We start from the raw sequence: 18,783 nt of genomic DNA, 5'->3' as shown, positions 1-18,783 counted from the left end.
GCGATTGCATCCTGTCCAACTCCCCCGTGACCAGGATATGGCATACCACCGTGTTTCGCCAATGACCTCTGAATGTTGCGAATGCAACAACTGCACCCTTTCAGTTGCACTTGGCAGGATCGGCTGCTCACATAGCTTCAAATCAAACCATATGTGCAAAAGCAAGCATCAAATTTAGTACTGGAGATAGAAACTCTATGTTTCGCTTCACACAAAGTGTAAGACAGAACAGCATCTAATGGAAGCATATTACAGATTTGGTGTGTGATTTGACCGCAATTGAAAGCAGCACCAGCCGTGTCAAAGATAGCAGCTCCAGTGCTTTCCTCTTCGTCGCTCTTTTCTTGTTTTTCTGGATCACGACCAATCCCTTTTCACTTTTGGGGGCCGCGTCGACGGACGGGCCACTCGCAGACAATTCCAATTTTATCAATCAGATTGTTACTCTGGCTTTGACCGGGGGACTACTGATTTTTGCTTTCAACAATCCGGCGCGCGCCGCGATCTTTCGTCCACGTTTTTTGCTGGCGATGATCTTTATCTGGTATCTCTTCGCTTCGATGCTGTCAGCGCATCCAGACCTTGCGATCAAGCGGGTGATCCTGGCGCTGTTGACCTGCCTCAATGCCAGTATTTTCCTTCACCTGCCCCGGTCGGACAAACATTTTGCAACGTTGCTCGGCATGGCCATGCTCTTCACATTGGCGGTGGCTTATTACGGTGTTTTCTTTCTTCCAAGCCTCGGCATTCATCAGGCATCCGATGCTTTCGAGCCTATGCTCGCGGGCTATTGGAAAGGGCATTTTGCTCATAAGAACGTGGCAGCTGGCATCATGGTTATGGCTGTTTTTTTTGGGCTTTTCCTTTGCAACAGTGAAAGGCGCGTGCTCGGCATACTGATTATTGTATTGTCGGTTTTCTTCCTGTCCAAGACCGGAGGAAAGACATCCACGGCAGCACTGCCTGCGATCCTCGTTGTGGCGTGGGTTTTTGAAAACTGGAAATGGACGCGCATACCGATTGCGATTGGAGGAAGTCTCGCTATCAATCTCTTCACGGTCGGTTCGGCGGTTTTCGAACCCATCCGATCTCTCCTCAAGGGATTCGGAATCGACACAACGTTCACCAACCGAACCGACATCTGGAATTTCGCGTTTTCCGCAATCGCTGAAAAGCCTTTTACCGGCTATGGTCTTCAGGCCTTTTGGCAGACGTCGGAGGTTATATACAGCGGCGGCAAAATGGAAACATGGGCAGTGAATGCCACCAGTGCGCATAACGCTTATCTGGATACGCTTCTTTCTGCGGGCATACCAGGGCTTATCCTGACCGTAATCTGGCTGATCATACTGCCGCTCCATTACGTGTCGAAAGCTGACACATCAGGGAATAATCCTCACATGACCCGGTTGTTTGTCCGCCTTTGGTTGTACGGCATCATCACCGCCTGCGTTGAGAGCATGTTCTTCCAAAGCGGTAGTCCTCTTTGGTTTGCCTTTCTGTTTTCTGTTTTTGGCTTGCGGCTGCAAGGGCAGGCTCGCCTGATCTCGGGCTGAAATCAAAGAGGGCGTCACCACAGCATATTTCGACAAGGACCTTCAAAGCTACCGGTAGACCTTCGGCACAGAAGAGCTGGGTTGATTGGCTTGGTCTGCCCCCTGAAAAGTGATCCTTAGCTGGTATGGCCCAGCGCCGCACCGCGTCGTCCCGCATTATTTTTACCGAAGGCATTCACGACCGGTTCGTCGCTGAGGCAACCGAACGTCTCAAGGGTGCCCGCGGGGCAAATACGCCGTTGAATTCTATACGACCGTGAAGACGGCCTATATGCTGGCCTGAAATGACTGTGCGACGATTCCTTGAGAGGCCGCTTCTGCCGCCTCTATCAGGTTGTAGGTGGCTTCGGCAAAAGGCAGGTCCAGTGGCCCTCATCACCGAGCTTTATGATAATGGCGAACAGAATTTTTTGTACCTCGATTACAGCGCGCGTCGGTGGATGGTTGACCGGTGTATCGAGAACGAGACGGCGGGTAAGACCTGGGCGCGTCAGAGCAATAGCGGATAAAGTTCCGCTTTCCTGCTCCGCATGGACCGCACCACGCCCAAGGATCGTTAGCCCGAGACCGGCACGGATTGCTGCCTTCGTGCTTGCCACACCTTCGATTTCGCGCACGATATTAAGTTCGCGGCCGAGCATCAAAGCCTGTCGTTCAAGCAGAATGCGAATCCCGTGGCGCCGTGTGGGCAGGATCAACGGCAGGCCAAGTGCTTCTTCAACCGTCAACGCTGCATCGGGTGCGAATTGCCCGAAGGGACCGACGACGTAGAGCATCTCTTCGAAAAGAGGCGATGATGTTGGTTTGGCGACACCGTCCAGAGTGACAGCAAGGTCGTGGATACGCGTATCTACCGCTGCCCGAAGCGTCTGGCTGTCGCCCTCGCTGATCGTGAGACGGATCTTTGGAAATCGCTGAGAACATTCTTCAATCACGGGAATAGACAGCGTCGGGCAAATCGAACTGAGAATGCCCAGAGAAACGGAGCCCGTTGGATACTCTGCTTGCTCTTTTGTCGCTGCTTCAGCCTGTTCTAGAGCACGAAGGATGGCTTGGGCATGGGACAGCAGCGTCTGTCCCGCCTCGGTAGCGACCACCCCGCGGGGCATCCGATTCAAAAGCCGTACATCCAACTGCTCTTCAAGTGCTCGCATATGCAAGCTAAGCGCCGGCTGCGCGACGCCGAGTTCATTGGAAGCGCGTGTGAAAGACCCCAGTTCGGCAATCTTGGCAAAATAGCGCAATTTCAACAGATCAAGTGTCATCCGGGTGTTCAATGCTTTCTATATCGAATCGATATGTATCCTATCTCCAATATATATTTGTTTGAATATCTCCTTCTGATTAAAACGTCCTGACAGCGAGAGGGTGCGCTGTGGAGGAGGAACAAAATGAACGTGAAGCTATTTCTGGCTGCCGCGGTTTTTAACGGGGCGGCCATTCTTTCAACCATGGTCTCTGCCGAACAGCTCGATGACATCAAATCGGCGGGAACGCTGAACTGCGGTGTGCTGACAAACTCTCCGCCCCTCGGTTTTCAAGATCCCAAGACGCGTGAGCCCGCTGGGTATGAGATCGAGCTTTGTAACATGTTCGCCAAGTATATTGGGGTAAAGCCCCTGCTTATTCCGGTCTCGCCACAGACCAGGATGGCCGAGCTGACGCAAGGTCGCGTCGATATTTTGGCATCGCTTCTCAGCTACAGCAAGGAGCGCGCGGAGCAGGTTGATTTCAGTGGTGCCTATATTGCCGAAGATTTCAACTTTGTTGTTCTGGACAGTTCCAATATCAAGACAGTCGATGATCTGTCGGCGCAGCGCATAGGTCTGGTGAAGGGATCAGTTCTGATTCCTTTGACAGAAAAGAGACTTCCAGACGCTCGTGTCCTTTCGTTCGAGACGAGTGCCGCGTCGTTCCTCGCCCTCCAGCAAGGCAAGGTCAAAGCAACAGTGTACCGCTATTCCGAAGGCAGGGCTGTTCAGCGGAATGCCGGCGACAAGATCAAGGGGCTGCGCTTCCTCGACGAACCATTACTGTCGATGCCGTCTGGTTTTGCCTTCCGCAAGGGCTCACCCGTGCTCGTGAAGACGGCCGACGAGTTCCTGGCGAGTATCGAGAAAAGCGGGGAGGGGCAGAAATTGTACGACAAGTGGCTTGGCAAGGACTCGGATCTGAAGGCGACGCGAAAGTTCGATTTTGGCAAACCGCAGTCGACTTGGTTTGCGAACTGATCCCGAGACCAGAGTGAGCTAGCATCATGGGTTACCAGCTCGATTTTAGTAAAATCCTGCAGGGTGAGTATCTGGATCTCATCCTGCAGGGCATTCAGACGACAATGGTTCTATTCGTCCTGTCGTGGTTTTTTGGGCTGTTGCTCGCGATCGTCCTCACTGTCGTTCGGGCCGTTGAGTTCCGGCCAACACAATTACTTGTCGCTGCTTTCGTGGAATATCACCGGAATGTTCCGGTGCTGATCCAGTTGTTTGTCTGGTACTTCGGGTTTGCCGTCGTGCTGCCCGATGCCGTTAATGAATATCTGAACGATATCGGGGCGGAGATTGGCTATGCAATCGTGGCGTTGGCGCTCAACAAGGCTGCGTATATGTCCGAAGATTTCCGTAGCGGTATGCGCTCGATCCATCCCGCGCAGATGGAGGCGGCCCGTTCGATCGGCTTGACCTATCTGGGCGCGATGCGCTGGGTCATTCTGCCACAGGCCTGGCGCTTGGCGCTTCCAGCGCTGCTCGGTCAAACGTTGATCCTCTTTAAAGGCACAAGTCTTGCTGCCGGTATAGGCGTTGCGGAACTGAGTTATCAGGCACGCTATATCGAAGAGCAATCCTTCCGGATTTTCGAGGCCTACGGGATAGCGACGGCAATCTACATGCTGATTTCATTTGTGATCATGTGGCTCACCTCGGTCCTATCCGACCGGTTCCGGTTGAGGGTGAAATAATGCTGGAAATCATCCGGGACTATGGTCTCATGCTACTGATTGGCGAATATCCGCATGGGAAGCTGGGCGGTCTTGCCCTGACGCTGATCATCTCAATCGTGAGCCTTGCCGTCACCTTTCCTTGTGCCGTTCTGATCGCGCTGGCACGAACCGCCCAGTCGCGTCCGCTTAAGGCTGTGGCCAGCGGCTTCGTGCATTGTGTGCGCGCCATTCCACTGTTGATGTTGATCTTCTGGGCGTATTTTGCGCTGCCGATGGTTATCGGCTTTCCAATCGACGCAACCTATACGCTGATCATTGCGATCGTTATCTATCAAACCGCCTATCTTGGGGAGATCATCGCGGCAGGTATTAAGGGACTACCCAATGGGCAGACCGAAGCGGCCAAAGCTCTTGGGCTCAGTTATATCCCCACAACTTTCCGTGTGATCCTGCCGCAGGCGATTTTCAATGTCATTCCCGGCATCGTCAATCAGTTGACGACCATCATCAAGGAATCGTCGCTAGGATCGATCATCGCCGTGTCGGAACTTTCCTATGTAATGCTGCAGGTCAACTCGAACGAGGTGACCAAGCCGCTTCAGATCTTCGGGATTTTGGCCGCCACATATTTCATCCTCTGCTTTGCGCTGAGTCAGGCGACAAACTGGCTGGAAAGGCGGATCGCGAACCGGCGAACGGGACGCGTGATCGTGGAGGCGGTGGCATGATCGAATTTCAAGCCGTTTCCAAGTGGTTTGGATCCCTTAAGGTCATCAAGGAGATTTCTGCGACCGTCGATAAGGGAACGACGATTGTACTGTGCGGGCCCTCAGGGTCGGGAAAATCGACGCTGGTGCGAACGGTGAACCGGCTGGAGCCAATCCAGGAGGGTACTATCACTGTAGGCGGCATGGATATCAACGCCAAGTCGGTCAACGTGAATACACTGAGAACCGGCATTGGCTTTGTCTTTCAGCAGTTCAACCTGTTTCCCCATCTGACCGTCGTAGACAATGTAATGCTGCCCTTGCGCCGGATCCACCAGCAATCGCGCAAGGAAGCCCTGCCTGCAGCGCTGCTGATGCTCGAACGCGTGGGACTGGCGGACAAGGCGAACGCACTTCCTGCCGACATTTCCGGTGGTCAGTCGCAACGTGTCGCAATCGCCCGGTCCCTGATGCTGAAGCCGGAGGTGCTTATCCTCGACGAGCCAACCAGTGCGCTCGATCCAGAGATGGTCAGTGAAGTGCTCAGGCTGCTTCGTCAGCTTTCCGGAGAGGGCCTCACCATGATGTGCGTGACCCACGAAATGGGCTTCGCTCGTGAGGTATCCGACCGCGTCTGGTTCCTGAAGAATGGTAAGTTGACCTTTAACGCCCAGCCCGAGCTGTTCTTCTCCTCCGAGACCCACCCGGACGTGCGGGGATTCCTTTCGGCCATCCAGAAAAACCACTAGAACCACACCACACAGAGGCTATCATGATCCATATCAAGCAAATACCCGAACGCCCGAGCTCAGCAGCTGTCGAGGCCATTGCTAAATTCTCGCCTGCAACATTGCACGAGGCGCAAGGGCGCAGGGGCGCTCTTTCTTCGCGACTAAAGCCGGTCGACTATCGGATGAAGTTGTGTGGCCCGGCCTTCACGGTGAAGTGTGCGCCGCGCGACAACATCATGCTCCAGCTTGCCATCAACTACGCTATGCCAGGTGATATCATTGTAGTGTCCGCCGGCGACTATGAAGAAGCCGGATCCTTTGGAGATGTTCTTGCAAATGCCTGCCTTGCCAAGGGTATCGGCGGTCTGGTGACCGACACCGGCGTTCGGGACACTCTGCAGCTTCGTGGCCTCGGCCTTCCGGTCTTTTCCCTGAGTGTCTGTATCAAGGGGACGGTCAAGGAAACGCTTGCAGCCGTGAATGATCCGATCACGATCGGTGATGAACTGGTCTACCCGGGCGACATTATTGTTGGCGACGCTGACGGGCTTGTCGTTGTTCGAAGCGATGAAGCCTTTGCCGTGGCCAAACTCGCCCAGGCGCGCGAGGATGCTGAAGCTGGATATATTGCCGCTTACAGAGCTGGAAAGTCTGTCATCGAGGTCAGCAATCTCGATCCGGTTCTCAAAGCCAAAGGCCTCGTGGTCGATCTTTAGTCGGTTATCCCTTTAGGCGATATCTCCATGGGCAGAGTGCCACGACAATTGCGGTGACCACCGCGATCAGGAAGTCACCCTTGCTGAATGTCTCAATTGCTTTTCCCAACGGGACGTAAAATGCTGTCTTATACCCGCGAGGGCAGGGCAGACGAACATATGCCTATTGGGATGTGTCACTTAGAGCGGCGCAGCTCCCTTCGGCCGCCTGTCAGTCCATTGCGGCGGCGCGCCTATTTTGTCAGCAATTATTCCGGCTATGCCAGGACTTCGGCCAAACGCGTCGCACGCGACGTATTTTGGTTTGCCGCCTAGCCAGGATTTCATCCGTTGGCCCGAGGGCAATTTGATATTCAGCCCTTTTGACTCTTTTCCGCTGATGAGAATCTGGGAGAACTCATTGCCGAACTTTGATGCCAGACTATATGCATCTCCGACCTCCGAGACCCGAGGGGTATTCTGAATTGAATTCGCACCGCGCGCCCACAATATTGCTGCTCGCTGGACACCGGTGTTGTCGACGGCTTCCGCTTCAACTGCCAGTCCTCCGAGGCCCACGGGAAGACGCGGAACGCTTACGGGCAGGACGGCACTGGAACCCAAGGTTACAGCCGTGGCTACTCCCGCCATCGTCTTGTTCGTTGGTACAATATCGGTGACAACAGATCGGATGTTCAAATCGGCAGACAAGTCGGACGAGATGATTTGATACTTGTCACTGAGTGAGACGCAAAGTGCCCGGTCCACTGCGTTTGAAACCAATGTCCGATCGGCTTCTGTTTTGATGCGGGATGCCGCACTGAATGCGAAGGTTGTAGGCTCAATACTGACTGTCTTCGCCGTTATCAGGCTTTGCCCATCTACATACGTACGTGACTTCGAGAGGCTGCCTTTGGAAGCACCGAGGTTGCTGTAAGAAGATAGCGTTCCTCCTTCCTTTAAGGGCACGGAAGCGCAGCCACTCAATGCAAGCACCAGCGGCATTGCCAATTGCAGAGCTTTCATATGAGACATCTGCAATCAACCGACGCACAGGGTTGCAGAGTGGAAGAAAAATGTGACGCGCATGTTTTTTTGGCTCCGCCATAGTTGATACGCGACGGACATTGGCGAACGGAGAATTACCGCAGCATTACGGGATTTCATAAATCACAATGAAACTAAGCCTTGGCAATTTTACCAAAATGCCCGCCAGAACTGGAGGGCATGATGACTATGAGGTGTCAGCGTCAGATCAGAGTTCTATGGTCACTTGTGTGCCAGGCGAGGCATTCCCGATCGTAACGTGGCCGTGATGGTTCGCTACAATCTGCTTTACAAGGCTCAATCCCAGGCCCGCTCCGGTGCTTCGAGGCGTAATCCGGTAGAATGGTTCAAAGACAAGTTGTTGATGCTCAACCGGTATGCCCGGACCTTCATCAGCTACGGTAATATCGCCCCCTGCTGAAACTGTGACATGGATCATGCCTCGGTTCTCTCCGTGATCGACCGCGTTGCGAAACAAGTTGCTGATTGCTCTGGATAGATCAGAAGGATTGCCGAAACGCTCAACATATTCAGTCTCGCTCTGAAAAGAGACGGTATACCCGGCTGCAATAGCCAGGGGTGCGAGGTCGGCGACAACGTTGCTGGCAATCTCTACCAGATTAATATTCTGGTGCAATTCGGCTCCTTGGGTATTACGTTCAAAATCAAGGAGTTGCTCAGCGGTGTCATTCAGCCGTGCGACGTCATCAAGCAATCGCACGCGATGTTGTCCAGCCTGCAATCCTTCAATCCTTGCCTGAATGATGGCGATTGGCGTGCGAAGCTCGTGCGCCGCGTCAAGCAGGAAGCGCTGGCGCTTGTGAAACTCATCATCGAGACGTCCGAGCAGACCATTGAACGCCGTGACAAGAGGAACAATCTCTTTCGGAATTTCGCTGACCGGAAGGCGTGCATGAAAGCTTTGCGCTTCAATTTCAGATGCTTCTTTGGCGACTTTTCTCACTCCTGACAGGGTTCGCTGCACGATCCGGGGCACAGCGAGAAAGACTGCAGGCAAAGCCAGGGCCAAAAGCGGTAGATAAATTGGGTAAATTTCTTTCAAAAGCACAAGAAAAGGCCAGCCTTTGCCAGCGACACCGCCGATGAGGATGCTTACTTTGCCGACCCTCGTATTCACGGGTTCAATGGATGCGATCTCATTGGTGCCGGCGGCTCCCCGTATGTCCGCATCTCGAAAGAAATGCACATAAGGTGCGAGAGCAGAATAGGGAGTGGGGACAGCTCCATAGGTGATATAAGCCCCATCAACGGTTGCAGCTACATACCATAAATCACTGTATTGGGCCTTGAAGGAATTGAGGTTCGGTGTATCGCGTATCACAAACCGGCCCTGCGCGTCCCGTGTAACGGCGTCCCTTATCAAATGGCTGATATTTTTTTCAATGGCCAAATTGGGTGTGAGAACCGTAAGGCCGTAAATACACAGGCCCATGATGACAATGGTAATGATGAAAAAGAGCACCAGGCTCAACTGCCAACTCAGCTTCCACCAAAGGGAGATACTCGTGTCTTTCATCACGTTTCTTTCAGAAGAAAGCCGATGCCCCGTATGTTATGAATAGTAACGTCAGCTCTGGCATCCGTCAGCCGCTTGCGGAGTCTGAAAATATGTACATCCAGTGCGTTGGATTGAATCTCATCCTGATAATTATAGACGGCGGCTTCCAATGTTGACCGACGCACGGTTTTTTCCCGATTTTTGGCAAGGGCAAGAAGAAGCAGAAGTTCACGCCTTGGCAGATCAAAGGGAAGCGAGTGAACCGAAACGCTGAGATGAAGCGGGTCGATGACCAACGCACCCAAGCTAATTGCAGGTTCTGCTAGATTTACCGCTCGTCGCAGGATAGCGCGCATCCGGGCTATCAACTCTTCAACGAGGAAGGGCTTTCCAATATAGTCGTCGGCGCCCAGATTGAGGCCTTCGATGCGTTCCAATGCCTGATTGTGGGCGGTCAGAACGATAATTGGCGTATCGGCACCTGTGCGTCTCAGCCATTGGATAAAAGTCAATCCCTCGCCATCGGGCAGTCTACGGTCCAACAAGATCGTATCGTAATCATGCTGGCGTGTCAGTTCAATCGCGTCAGCCATACGCGTCGTATGGTCGACAAGTATTCCTTGTTTACCCAACGTCACCGATAACGCTGCAGCCAATTCCTTCTCGTCTTCAATGAGTAAGACTCGCATCAACGATGCCCTTTTTATTGCAGGTCAGTCGCAACAGAGACATGTGATAAGCCGGTAGTGCGCCGCGGTTCCAGGCTCAGCCCCAAGGCTCGAATTTATCTCAAAAAAAGGATCATCATTGGTCCTGCCCACAGGAATCCCAGAATTATGGTTGTTTGAAGAATTCTGCGGAGGAAATGATAAAAATAGAAACCGCGAAGAGACATGGATTTTTGTCCTCAAGATAATAATAATCATCCCAGACTGGAGCCGCGTGAATTACGGGAGCATTACGTTTGCCAAGGTGGAAAAGAGCAATATAGGTTTACAAAACTCGATGCTGTAAGTGCGTGACCACGAGTTGGCACTTGGTCAATCGGGAGCAGGGCCACTGAAATACATCAGGTCTGCACGGCGATTCGCAACCATGGATTACCACGATGTCCTACGCGCATGGCATGGTGGGAATGACGATCAAACTGCGCGAGCTGCAAGAGCGTTTTGATATGATCAGGCAACAGTCAAATCGCGCATGGCTGCTTCTGCTGCACATGATGAATGGCGCTGCAATCGCAGTCAGATCTACAATCCAACCAATCGATTAATCAATGCTTTCTTCTCGTCTGTGATGCCATTGCTGTATGACAGCCAATATCCATTGCGGCTTTTCAGGGAAAGATCAAAGGCAGGGGTCAGTGTTCCAAGAGCGATTGCTCGATCTGTAAGTCCCTTCCACCCCAGCGCTATTCCCTGTCCGGCAATAGCCGCATCAAGAACGAGACTGTAGGTATTCATCGAAAGTCCAATTGTTTTTAATGGGTGGTCAAGCCCTGCTGTGTCGAACCAATTTTGCCACGTGAACCAGCGGCTGTTTCCGGGGTTATCGAGATGCAGCAGCGTGGCGGCAGCCAACTCGAATAAGGTGAAGAATGGACCGTTTTTCTCCAGGAATCCCGGCGAACAAACTGGCGTCACGTCTTCAACGAACAGCTGTTCGGCGTCGTGAGAGACATCATCTCTTGATCCGAAAATGACGGATACGTCTATATCGGTATCAGGCAGCGATTGGCGTTCGGATGAGGCGATGATGCGAACATCAAGATCAGGAAACTGATTACGGAAATTTGCTATACGGGGCATCAACTGGAATGTGGCGAAACCATAATCCGTAAATATGTGGATTGTGGAAACGGGTTTGCGGTGAGCAAGCTTGTTCAAAGCAACATCGATCGGGATGATTGCGCTGCAAGCAGCGTCATACAGGAGCTGTCCTTCCGGCGTCATTGCCACTCCCTTTGACAGGCGCTTGAACAGCGGGATGCCGATGCTCTCTTCCATCTGACGAATTTGGTAACTTATCGCAGGTTGCGTCATTCCCAATTCGGTGGCGGCTCGAGTTAAATTTTTTAATCTTCCGACCGTTTCTAAAACACGAATACTGCCCAGATTATAAAACATGCCTGTCATAAGTAACCTTTATCACTTCGATCAAATTTATCGGGATTTAACGTTGTTAAATTTGATGCTTCTATCGGCGTCAGTCAAATACAGTGATAAATTATTTCGCGATCTGAATGCGTCTGTTACCAAAGATCAGGAAAACACATGTCCAAATTCAAACCTTTAATGTTCGCTTTGGCGGCCGCCCTGTTCACCCAGGGTTCGGCAATTGCAGCCGACTCTCCAGGTTGCGCAACAGTAAAGCTCTCCGACCCTGGCTGGACTGACATCACATCCACAAATTCTATTGCGACCGTGCTGCTTGAAGGCCTTGGATACAAGGCCGACGTCAAAAGCTTGTCGGTTCCGATTGGATATGAAGCACTGAAAAACAAAGAAACGGATGTGTTTCTTGGGAATTGGATGCCGGCTCAGCAGAAGTTTCGGGATGATCTCGACAAAGCCAGCGCTGTGGAAGTGATCGTGAAAAATCTGGTTGGCGCAAAGTTTACGCTCGCCGTTCCGAACTATGTCGCAGTTGAAGGCGTGAAGAGCTTTGCGGATCTCTCGAAACATGCGGATCAATTCGAAAGCAAAATTTATGGCATTGAACCGGGTGCGCCTGCAAATCAGAATATTGAGAAAATTATTGGAGACGAAAAGTTTTCTCTGAGTGGCTGGAAGTTGGTTGAATCGGGCGAACAGGCAATGCTTGCGCAGGTCGATAGGGCAAATCGCGGGAAGAAGTGGATCGCTTTTCTGGCATGGGCCCCGCACCCAATGAACACGAAATTCGATTTAACGTATCTGGATGGGGGTGACGCCTACTTTGGTCCTAATTATGGCGGCGCAGAAGTCTACACCTTGGCCCGCAAAGGCTGGTCCGGTGAATGTCCAAACGCGGCAAAGTTTTTCACGAATCTCGTTTTTGATCTTAGCGCCGAGAATGCCCTCATGGGAAAGATTCTGGATGACGGGCAGGAGGGAACGGCCGCTGCGAAGGAATGGATCAAAGGGCATCCCGATCAACTCAACGTCTGGCTCAAAGATGTGACGACGTTCGATGGTGCACCGGGTATTGACGCCGTTCGCGCGTCGCTCAAACTCTAGGGCACAGGCGCGTATCACTGGCATTTTCGAACAGGACCAAGGTTGTAGGCCATCTATTTGTGAATGTTTTGTACGCCTCAAAGCGATTCTTGGTGCCGGTCGCCCATGGGCCGATAACATCCGCACCATAGCTGACCAACATATATGTCATTCCAAGCATGCACTACTGCGAGGCACGCGTCAGATGGTTCGAATATCGCCGTATTTTCCGCTGTCGTTCTTGTTGGTTTGAGCGCGTTGACATTAGGAAATTTGTGCACCTGCCATGGAATAGAGCCGGTCTATGGAAGGCAGGCATTGTGCGCCCTTGCGATTGAGAAAATCCTGAAAAGCATGCATGGCCGGCGACAATGTCCTGTCTGTTCGCACAACGGAAAACCATTGGCGGCGAATGGGCATGCCAGCCACATCCAGTATCACCAGCTTGCCGACCTCCAGTTCGAGTGCAATTGTGTGCGCCGAAATGAAAGCTATGCCAAGTCCCGCCATGACAGCCTGTTTGATTGTTTCGTTCGAGGACATTTCGGTGCCAAGGTCATCAATACGTCCCGGCAGTTCGCTCAGAAAAATCTCCAAAGAAATGCGGGTTCCGGACCCAGGTTCGCGGATCAGAAAATCTTCCTGCGCGATGCGCTCTTTCGTTATGTCGCGGCATTTGGCCAGCGGGTGATCCGGCGCGGCGATCATCACCAGCGGATGATCGCCAAAAACCGCTGAACGTAGAGGGACGTCTTTTGGCGGCCGGCCCATCAAGGCAAGATCTACGGCATGGTTTTTCAAACTGTCAATTATTTCTGCTCGATTTCCGATTGCCAGTTTGACGACAATATCGGGATGTTCCTTCGCAAAAATCGCCATGAGTTGTGGAGCAAAGTACTTGGCTGTCGAGACCACGCCCAAGGATAGGGTGCCAACCCGCAAACCCTTGATTGCATCAATCTCATCGCGAAGGAGGCGTAGCCTTTCTTCGATCATCTGTGCGGCATCTAGAAACGCAAGACCGGCAGCGGTGGGGCGCAGCCCCTCATTGGTACGATCAAAAAGAATAATACTGGCATCTTCCTCAGCCAGCTTAAGCTGAATGGTCACAGCAGGAGGGGTCAGTCCCAAATCATTGGCAGCAGCGACAATTGTCCCATGCCGTTTGATTGCCTGTATCGCCCGTAACTGTTTGAGATTCAGATTGCGCATACTGCGAGATTAATAAATTTTATCTAATACGTAAATATATTAAATTTTACTTAGTTATCTATCAATGATCCCTTAGCACTGAAGTCTGACGGAGAAGACGATCAGGCATGGGAGGACGACCATGACCATGGCGACATTGGACGCCTTTCTTGGATCTTATGCGGAACATAACGATCCCTTGCGTGCATCGGTTGCCGCCGTTCTGCGCCAACTTGCTTTGACTGCAGTCAAGATACGCAGCGTCGTCAATCAGGGAACACTCGGAAAGGCTTTTGCCGGGAGGACTGGCCATAGGAATGCCGATGGCGATCCGCAAAAGGGGCTGGACGTGTTTGCTGACGACATGTTTCTCGAAGCGGCGCGGCAGGCTCCTGTTGCCCTCTACGGTTCTGAAGAGCTGTTGCATCCGGCGCTGTTGAATCCTCTTGCACCGCTGGCACTGGCTATTGATCCGCTCGATGGCTCGTCGAATATCGACACGAATGTTTCGATTGGAACTATCTTTTCCATTCTCCCAGTGGCCGGCGATCCGAACAGCGAGCCTGGCGCATCGTTTTTTCAAAAGGGCGATTGCCAGCTCGCTGCCGGTTTTTTCATCTACGGCCCGCAACTCGCTCTTGTCATGACGCTCGGCAGTGGCACGCACATTTTCGTCTTTTCAAGTCGGCTTGGAACCTTCGTGCAAGCTTACAACAGCATCGTGATAGCAGCTCATTCGCATGAGTTTGCCATCAACGCGGCCAATTATCGGCACTGGGACGAGGCAGTGCAGCTTTATGTCGATGATTGCCTGAAGGGCAGCGAGGGCCCGCGCGAACGTGATTTCAACATGCGATGGATCGCATCGCTGGTTGCCGAGACGTATCGCATTCTCATTCGTAGCGGAGTGTTTCTCTATCCCGGTGACAAGCGCAAAGGTTATGGCGATGGCCGTATACGGTTGATCTACGAGGCGAATCCCATCGCTTTTCTCGTCGAGCAAGCAGGTGGAGGCGCGACAGATACAGCAAACCGGATTCTCGGTCTGACGCCTCAGACCATGCATCAGCGGGTTCCGTTCGTTTTTGGTTCGGCTCGGGAGGTAGCCCGGATTGGCCGCTATCATACCGAACCCAGCAATATTGGCGAACGCGCACCGCTCTTCAGCAACCGTGGCCTGTTCAGGGCCTGAGGGGAGGTCAATCATGTCGGCAAAGCATCCGATCATCTCCATCACCGGCTCGTCAGGTGCAGGCACAACATCAGTGAAGCGGATTTTCGAACAGATTTTCCGTCGCGAGAACATTGACGCTGCATTCATCGAGGGTGACGCATTTCACAAATATGACCGCAACGCCATGAAGGCGAAGGTTGCGGAAGAGGAAAGCAAGGGCAATCCCAACTTCACGCATTTCAATGCTGATGCCAATGAGTTGTACGAGCTCGACGCGACATTTGAGGAATATGGGCGCAAGGGGACAGGCAAGACCCGTACCTACATTCATGACGACGAGGAAGCCGAGCTTTACGGCACACCGGCGGGCACCTTCACCGAATGGCGGGAATTCCCGCCGAGTACATTGCTTTTCTATGAAGGACTGCACGGCTGCGCGGTGACCGAAGGTGTCAATCTTGCCCGTCACGCAGATCTGAAGATCGGCGTTGTCCCCGTCATCAACCTCGAATGGATCCAGAAGATCCATCGCGACCGCTCGACGCGCGGTTACTCCACCGAGGCAGTGATGGATGTCATACTGCGCCGCATGCCGGATTATGTCCGCTACATCACGCCGCAATTCACGTTGACGGACATCAATTTCCAGCGCGTGCCGATTGTCGATACGTCCAACCCTTTCATTGCCCGGTGGATACCCACGCCGGACGAGTCAATGCTGGTCATCCGCTTTGCCAGACCTCGCGGGATCGATTTCCCCTATCTGCTCTCGATGATCAACAATTCCTTCATGTCGCGGGCAAATTCGATTGTCGTGCCTGGCAACAAGCTGGATCTCGCCATGCAACTCATCCTGACGCCGCTGATCATGCAGTTGATCGAACGCAAAAACCGTGCCTCGTGAGGAGAAGACGATGAATACTCAAGCGCTGCTGCAAGAAAAAATCGATGCCGACACCGTTTTAGAACGCGATATGGCGAACGCGATCCGCGCACTGGTCATGGACAGCGTTCAGAAAGCAAATTCCGGTCATCCCGGCATGCCAATGGGCATGGCCGATGTCGCCACGGTTCTTTTTAACCGGTTCATCAAACTCGACCCCTTGCATCCGCAGTGGCCTGACCGCGACCGGTTTATTCTGTCAGCCGGGCATGGCTCGATGTTGCAATACGCCCTGCATTATCTGCTCGGCTATCCGGACATGCCGATCGAGGAACTACAACGCTTTCGCCAGCTGGGCGCAAAGACGGCCGGTCATCCCGAATATGGTCATGCGCAGGGCATCGAAATGACAACCGGCCCGCTTGGACAAGGCATCGCCACAGCAGTGGGTATGGCGCTGGCAGAGCGGCTTCTCACCGAGCGGTTTGGCGAGAATATCGTTGATCACCATACCTATGTAATTGCTGGAGATGGATGTCTGCAGGAGGGCATCAGTCATGAGGCAATCGATCTTGCCGGTCATCTGAGATTATCGAAACTTATCGTGTTTTGGGACAATAATTCCATCTCCATCGATGGTCCAACATCGCTATCGACCTCAATGGATCAGATGGCACGGTTCAAGGCTGCCGGTTTTGACGTGCAGGAAATTGACGGTCACGATTGCGATGAAATTGCGCAGGCAATCGCCAATGCCAGGGTGTCCGACCGGCCATCCCTGATTTCGTGTCGGACAATTATCGGAAAGGGTGCGCCAAACCTGCAGGGAACAGAAAAGACCCATGGTGCACCGCTGGGTGATGTAGAGATTGCCGCTGCACGGCAAGCCATCGATTGGCTGCATCAGCCGTTCCATGTTCCCGAAGAGGTCATCAAGACATGGCGTAACGTTGCACGGCGCGGCGCCGATGCGCGGCGTGAATGGTGCGTGCGGATGGCGGCATCCCCACTTGGGGGTGATCTGAAGGAAGCGATCCTGAAGCAATTGCCTGAGAAACTATTTGAGGAGCTCTCGGCCTTTCGCCGGGAGCACGTCGAGAAGGCAACCAAGGTTGCCACCCGCAAGGCTTCGGAAATGGTGCTTGGTGTCATCAACAACGGCACAAGCTTGACCATTGGCGGCTCTGCCGATCTGACCCACTCGAACCTGACCGTTACGCCTGGAATGCGTGACGTTTCGGCGAAGAATTTCTCTGGCCGCTATATTCATTATGGCATCCGTGAGCATGGCATGGCTGCGGCGATGAACGGTCTTGCCCTGCATGGCGGCTTTATTCCCTATGGCGGCACGTTCCTGGCATTTGCCGATTACGCACGGGGAGCCATGCGCCTTTCCGCCCTCATGGGACAGCAGGTCATCTACGTCATGACACATGACTCGATTGGTCTTGGCGAAGATGGTCCAACGCACCAGCCAGTCGAACATCTTGCCATGCTGCGCGCCACGCCGGGTATCAATGTATTCCGGCCAGCGGATATTATCGAGACCGCAGAATGCTGGGAACTGGCATTAAAATACAGTGACCGGCCGAGCGTCATCGTCCTGTCCCGCCAAAATCTTGCGATGCTGCGTCATGCTTATACTGAGGAAAACCGGTCAACGCGCGGCGCTTACGTCCTGCGTGAAACAGCCGAGCCCCGCGCCGTGACATTGCTGGCGACAGGCTCGGAGGTCGAGATTGCCTGCACTGCTGCCGATATTCTGCGAGCACAATACAAGATTGCAGCGGCTGTTGTTTCCATGCCGTCTTGGGAATTGTTCGAAGCGCAAACGTCGGGCTATCGGCGATCTGTTCTGGCCGCTGCGCCACGCATCGGTATCGAGGCTGCCGCCCGTCTGGGCTGGGACCGCTGGATCGGGGACAAGGGTGCTTTCATTGGCATGCAGGGATTTGGCGCCAGCGCCCCGGCACCGGACCTCTACCGTCATTTCGGCATCACACCCGAAAACATTGTTGCCACTGCGCGTAAACTTATCAGCGAGAAGGAGTATTGACGATGGCCCGTATTACACTGCGACAATTGCTCGATCATGCGGCCGAGCACGGCTATGGCGTCCCTGCTTTCAACATCAACAATATGGAGCAGGGACTCGCCGTGATGGAAGCTGCGGCGGCCTGTGAGGCACCCGTTATTCTGCAGGCATCACGTGGTGCGCGATCCTACGCCAAGGACATCATGCTGGCGCGGATGATCGATGCTTTAGTCGAGATGTATCCAACCATTCCCGTTTGCATGCACCAGGACCACGGCAATGACGAGGCCACCTGCATGACTGCCGTTCGGCATGGGTTTACCTCGGTGATGATGGACGGATCGCTCGAAGCGGATGCGGCCACGCCAGCCTCCTACGAATACAATGTTGGGATTACCAAACGAGTTACATCGATAGCCCACTGGCTTGGTGTCTCTGTGGAAGGCGAGCTTGGCGTGCTTGGCTCACTGGAAAGTGGCGAAGCAGAAGCCGAGGACGGGCACGGTGCAAGCGGAATTCTGAGCCATGATCAGTTGCTGACCGATCCGGATCAGGCGGTTGATTTTGTCCTGCGTACCAAGGTTGACGCCCTCGCAATTGCCTGCGGCACGTCGCATGGCGCCTACAAGTTCACGCGCGCACCGGACGGTGACATTCTGGCTATGGGTGTGATTGAGGAAATTCATCGCAAACTGCCGAACACGCATCTGGTCATGCATGGATCGTCGTCGGTTCCGCAACCCTTGCAGGACATCATCAACCGGTTTGGCGGCGACATGCCGCAAACCTATGGCGTGCCCGTGGAAGAAATAGAACGGGGTATTCGCCATGGTGTGCGTAAGGTGAATATTGATACGGACTGCCGGATGGCGATGAGCGGACAGTTCCGCAAGATAGCCGTCGAAAATCCGGCCGAGTTTGATCCACGCAAATTTTTGAAACCCGCCATGGATGCCATGCGCGATCTCTGCCGGGACCGGTTCGAACGGTTTGGTACGGCAGGCCATGCTTTCAAAATCAAAGTCGTCGGTCTCGATGACATGGCCAAACGCTATGCCGCCGGCAAGCTCGATCCACAAATCTCCGCAGCACAGGCTGCTTAAGTTTTGA

At 53.3% G+C, this 18,783-nt stretch carries 17 protein-coding genes; 11 read left to right on the top strand and 6 right to left on the bottom strand.

What is annotated here, in order from left to right:
- Positions 1-260: 260 nt before the first annotated feature.
- Positions 261-1,556 carry an O-antigen ligase family protein gene (locus tag FHW16_RS25245; protein WP_432652086.1) on the top strand — a complete coding sequence of 432 codons (1,296 nt, stop codon included), beginning with the start codon at positions 261-263 and terminating at the stop codon, positions 1,554-1,556.
- 329 nt (positions 1,557-1,885) lie between these two features.
- On the opposite strand, the gene FHW16_RS25240 is transcribed toward FHW16_RS25245, so the two are convergent.
- A complete protein-coding gene (locus FHW16_RS25240; protein WP_182552033.1) occupies positions 1,886-2,821 on the bottom strand; it encodes a LysR family transcriptional regulator in 936 nt (311 codons plus the stop codon).
- Between the two features lie 126 nt (positions 2,822-2,947).
- On the opposite strand from FHW16_RS25240, the gene FHW16_RS25235 reads away from it, so the two are divergent.
- Genes FHW16_RS25235 through FHW16_RS25215 form a run of 5 tightly spaced genes read left to right on the top strand, consistent with a single transcriptional unit; the run spans position 2,948 to position 6,648 of the window.
- Complete coding sequence (locus FHW16_RS25235; protein WP_182552032.1) at positions 2,948-3,787, top strand: transporter substrate-binding domain-containing protein; 840 nt, start codon at positions 2,948-2,950, stop codon at positions 3,785-3,787.
- Between the two features lie 26 nt (positions 3,788-3,813).
- A complete protein-coding gene (locus FHW16_RS25230; protein WP_182552031.1) occupies positions 3,814-4,512 on the top strand; it encodes an amino acid ABC transporter permease in 699 nt (232 codons plus the stop codon).
- A complete protein-coding gene (locus FHW16_RS25225; protein ID WP_182552030.1) occupies positions 4,512-5,222 on the top strand; it encodes an amino acid ABC transporter permease in 711 nt (236 codons plus the stop codon). The genes FHW16_RS25230 and FHW16_RS25225 overlap by 1 nt, the downstream gene beginning before the upstream one ends.
- Positions 5,219-5,950 carry an amino acid ABC transporter ATP-binding protein gene (locus tag FHW16_RS25220; protein ID WP_182552029.1) on the top strand — a complete coding sequence of 244 codons (732 nt, stop codon included), beginning with the start codon at positions 5,219-5,221 and terminating at the stop codon, positions 5,948-5,950. Before FHW16_RS25225 ends, FHW16_RS25220 begins: the two co-directional genes overlap by 4 nt.
- 23 nt (positions 5,951-5,973) lie before the next feature.
- Entirely contained in the window at positions 5,974-6,648 is a 675-nt protein-coding gene (locus FHW16_RS25215; protein ID WP_182552028.1) for a 4-carboxy-4-hydroxy-2-oxoadipate aldolase/oxaloacetate decarboxylase, read from the top strand.
- A 180-nt stretch (positions 6,649-6,828) separates the two neighbouring features.
- Here FHW16_RS25215 and FHW16_RS25210 read toward each other — a convergent pair whose 3' ends face one another.
- From FHW16_RS25210 to FHW16_RS25195, 4 genes are all read right to left on the bottom strand, one after another.
- Positions 6,829-7,653 (bottom strand): DUF3313 domain-containing protein, encoded by an 825-nt coding sequence (locus tag FHW16_RS25210; RefSeq protein WP_246711946.1) that lies wholly within the window; start codon positions 7,651-7,653, stop codon positions 6,829-6,831.
- A 229-nt stretch (positions 7,654-7,882) separates the two neighbouring features.
- Entirely contained in the window at positions 7,883-9,211 is a 1,329-nt protein-coding gene (locus tag FHW16_RS25205; protein ID WP_182552026.1) for a sensor histidine kinase, read from the bottom strand.
- On the bottom strand, positions 9,211-9,882 hold the full coding sequence (locus tag FHW16_RS25200; RefSeq protein ID WP_182552025.1) for a response regulator transcription factor: 672 nt from the start codon (positions 9,880-9,882) through the stop codon (positions 9,211-9,213). The genes FHW16_RS25205 and FHW16_RS25200 overlap by 1 nt, the downstream gene beginning before the upstream one ends.
- Positions 9,883-10,443: 561 nt before the next feature.
- Complete coding sequence (locus tag FHW16_RS25195) at positions 10,444-11,328, bottom strand: LysR substrate-binding domain-containing protein (RefSeq protein WP_182552024.1); 885 nt, start codon at positions 11,326-11,328, stop codon at positions 10,444-10,446.
- A 159-nt stretch (positions 11,329-11,487) separates the two neighbouring features.
- On the opposite strand from FHW16_RS25195, the gene choX reads away from it, so the two are divergent.
- Complete coding sequence (choX, locus tag FHW16_RS25190; RefSeq protein WP_432652088.1) at positions 11,488-12,411, top strand: choline ABC transporter substrate-binding protein; 924 nt, start codon at positions 11,488-11,490, stop codon at positions 12,409-12,411.
- 243 nt (positions 12,412-12,654) lie between these two features.
- Here choX and FHW16_RS25185 read toward each other — a convergent pair whose 3' ends face one another.
- Positions 12,655-13,602 (bottom strand): LysR family transcriptional regulator, encoded by a 948-nt coding sequence (locus FHW16_RS25185; RefSeq protein ID WP_182552022.1) that lies wholly within the window; start codon positions 13,600-13,602, stop codon positions 12,655-12,657.
- 121 nt (positions 13,603-13,723) lie between these two features.
- Here FHW16_RS25185 and FHW16_RS25180 point away from each other — a divergent pair, with 121 nt between their 5' ends.
- Genes FHW16_RS25180 through fba form a run of 4 tightly spaced genes read left to right on the top strand, consistent with a single transcriptional unit; the run spans position 13,724 to position 18,776 of the window.
- Positions 13,724-14,773 (top strand): class 1 fructose-bisphosphatase, encoded by a 1,050-nt coding sequence (locus FHW16_RS25180; protein WP_182552021.1) that lies wholly within the window; start codon positions 13,724-13,726, stop codon positions 14,771-14,773.
- Positions 14,774-14,786: 13 nt separating this feature from the next.
- Positions 14,787-15,659 carry a phosphoribulokinase gene (locus FHW16_RS25175; RefSeq protein WP_182552020.1) on the top strand — a complete coding sequence of 291 codons (873 nt, stop codon included), beginning with the start codon at positions 14,787-14,789 and terminating at the stop codon, positions 15,657-15,659.
- Positions 15,660-15,669: 10 nt separating this feature from the next.
- Entirely contained in the window at positions 15,670-17,694 is a 2,025-nt protein-coding gene (gene tkt / locus FHW16_RS25170; RefSeq protein ID WP_182552019.1) for a transketolase, read from the top strand.
- 2 nt (positions 17,695-17,696) lie between these two features.
- Positions 17,697-18,776: a class II fructose-bisphosphate aldolase gene (gene fba / locus FHW16_RS25165; RefSeq protein WP_182552018.1), complete on the top strand. Its 1,080-nt coding sequence runs from the start codon at positions 17,697-17,699 to the stop codon at positions 18,774-18,776.
- Positions 18,777-18,783: the final 7 nt, after the last annotated feature.

It is taken from the genome of Phyllobacterium myrsinacearum (genome assembly GCF_014138285.1).
GTDB lineage: Bacteria > Pseudomonadota > Alphaproteobacteria > Rhizobiales > Rhizobiaceae > Phyllobacterium > Phyllobacterium myrsinacearum_A.
Note: the sequence above shows the minus strand (reverse complement) of the source record. Positions and strands in the feature narration are given on the sequence as shown.

Bases quoted from the DNA above. Each gene is read 5' to 3' on its own strand.
- FHW16_RS25195 (WP_182552024.1), bottom strand. From the start codon at position 11,328: ATGACAGGCATGTTTTATAATCTGGGCAGTATTCGTGTTTTAGAAACG.
- FHW16_RS25225 (WP_182552030.1), top strand. From the start codon at position 4,512: ATGCTGGAAATCATCCGGGACTATGGTCTCATGCTACTGATTGGCGAA.
- FHW16_RS25210 (WP_246711946.1), bottom strand. From the start codon at position 7,653: ATGAAAGCTCTGCAATTGGCAATGCCGCTGGTGCTTGCATTGAGTGGC.
- choX (WP_432652088.1), top strand. From the start codon at position 11,488: ATGTTCGCTTTGGCGGCCGCCCTGTTCACCCAGGGTTCGGCAATTGCA.
- FHW16_RS25230 (WP_182552031.1), top strand. From the start codon at position 3,814: ATGGGTTACCAGCTCGATTTTAGTAAAATCCTGCAGGGTGAGTATCTG.
- FHW16_RS25220 (WP_182552029.1), top strand. From the start codon at position 5,219: ATGATCGAATTTCAAGCCGTTTCCAAGTGGTTTGGATCCCTTAAGGTC.
- FHW16_RS25185 (WP_182552022.1), bottom strand. From the start codon at position 13,602: ATGCGCAATCTGAATCTCAAACAGTTACGGGCGATACAGGCAATCAAA.
- tkt (WP_182552019.1), top strand. From the start codon at position 15,670: ATGAATACTCAAGCGCTGCTGCAAGAAAAAATCGATGCCGACACCGTT.
- FHW16_RS25205 (WP_182552026.1), bottom strand. From the start codon at position 9,211: ATGAAAGACACGAGTATCTCCCTTTGGTGGAAGCTGAGTTGGCAGTTG.
- FHW16_RS25215 (WP_182552028.1), top strand. From the start codon at position 5,974: ATGATCCATATCAAGCAAATACCCGAACGCCCGAGCTCAGCAGCTGTC.
- FHW16_RS25240 (WP_182552033.1), bottom strand. From the start codon at position 2,821: ATGACACTTGATCTGTTGAAATTGCGCTATTTTGCCAAGATTGCCGAA.
- FHW16_RS25180 (WP_182552021.1), top strand. From the start codon at position 13,724: ATGACCATGGCGACATTGGACGCCTTTCTTGGATCTTATGCGGAACAT.
- FHW16_RS25200 (WP_182552025.1), bottom strand. From the start codon at position 9,882: ATGCGAGTCTTACTCATTGAAGACGAGAAGGAATTGGCTGCAGCGTTA.
- fba (WP_182552018.1), top strand. From the start codon at position 17,697: ATGGCCCGTATTACACTGCGACAATTGCTCGATCATGCGGCCGAGCAC.
- FHW16_RS25175 (WP_182552020.1), top strand. From the start codon at position 14,787: ATGTCGGCAAAGCATCCGATCATCTCCATCACCGGCTCGTCAGGTGCA.
- FHW16_RS25235 (WP_182552032.1), top strand. From the start codon at position 2,948: ATGAACGTGAAGCTATTTCTGGCTGCCGCGGTTTTTAACGGGGCGGCC.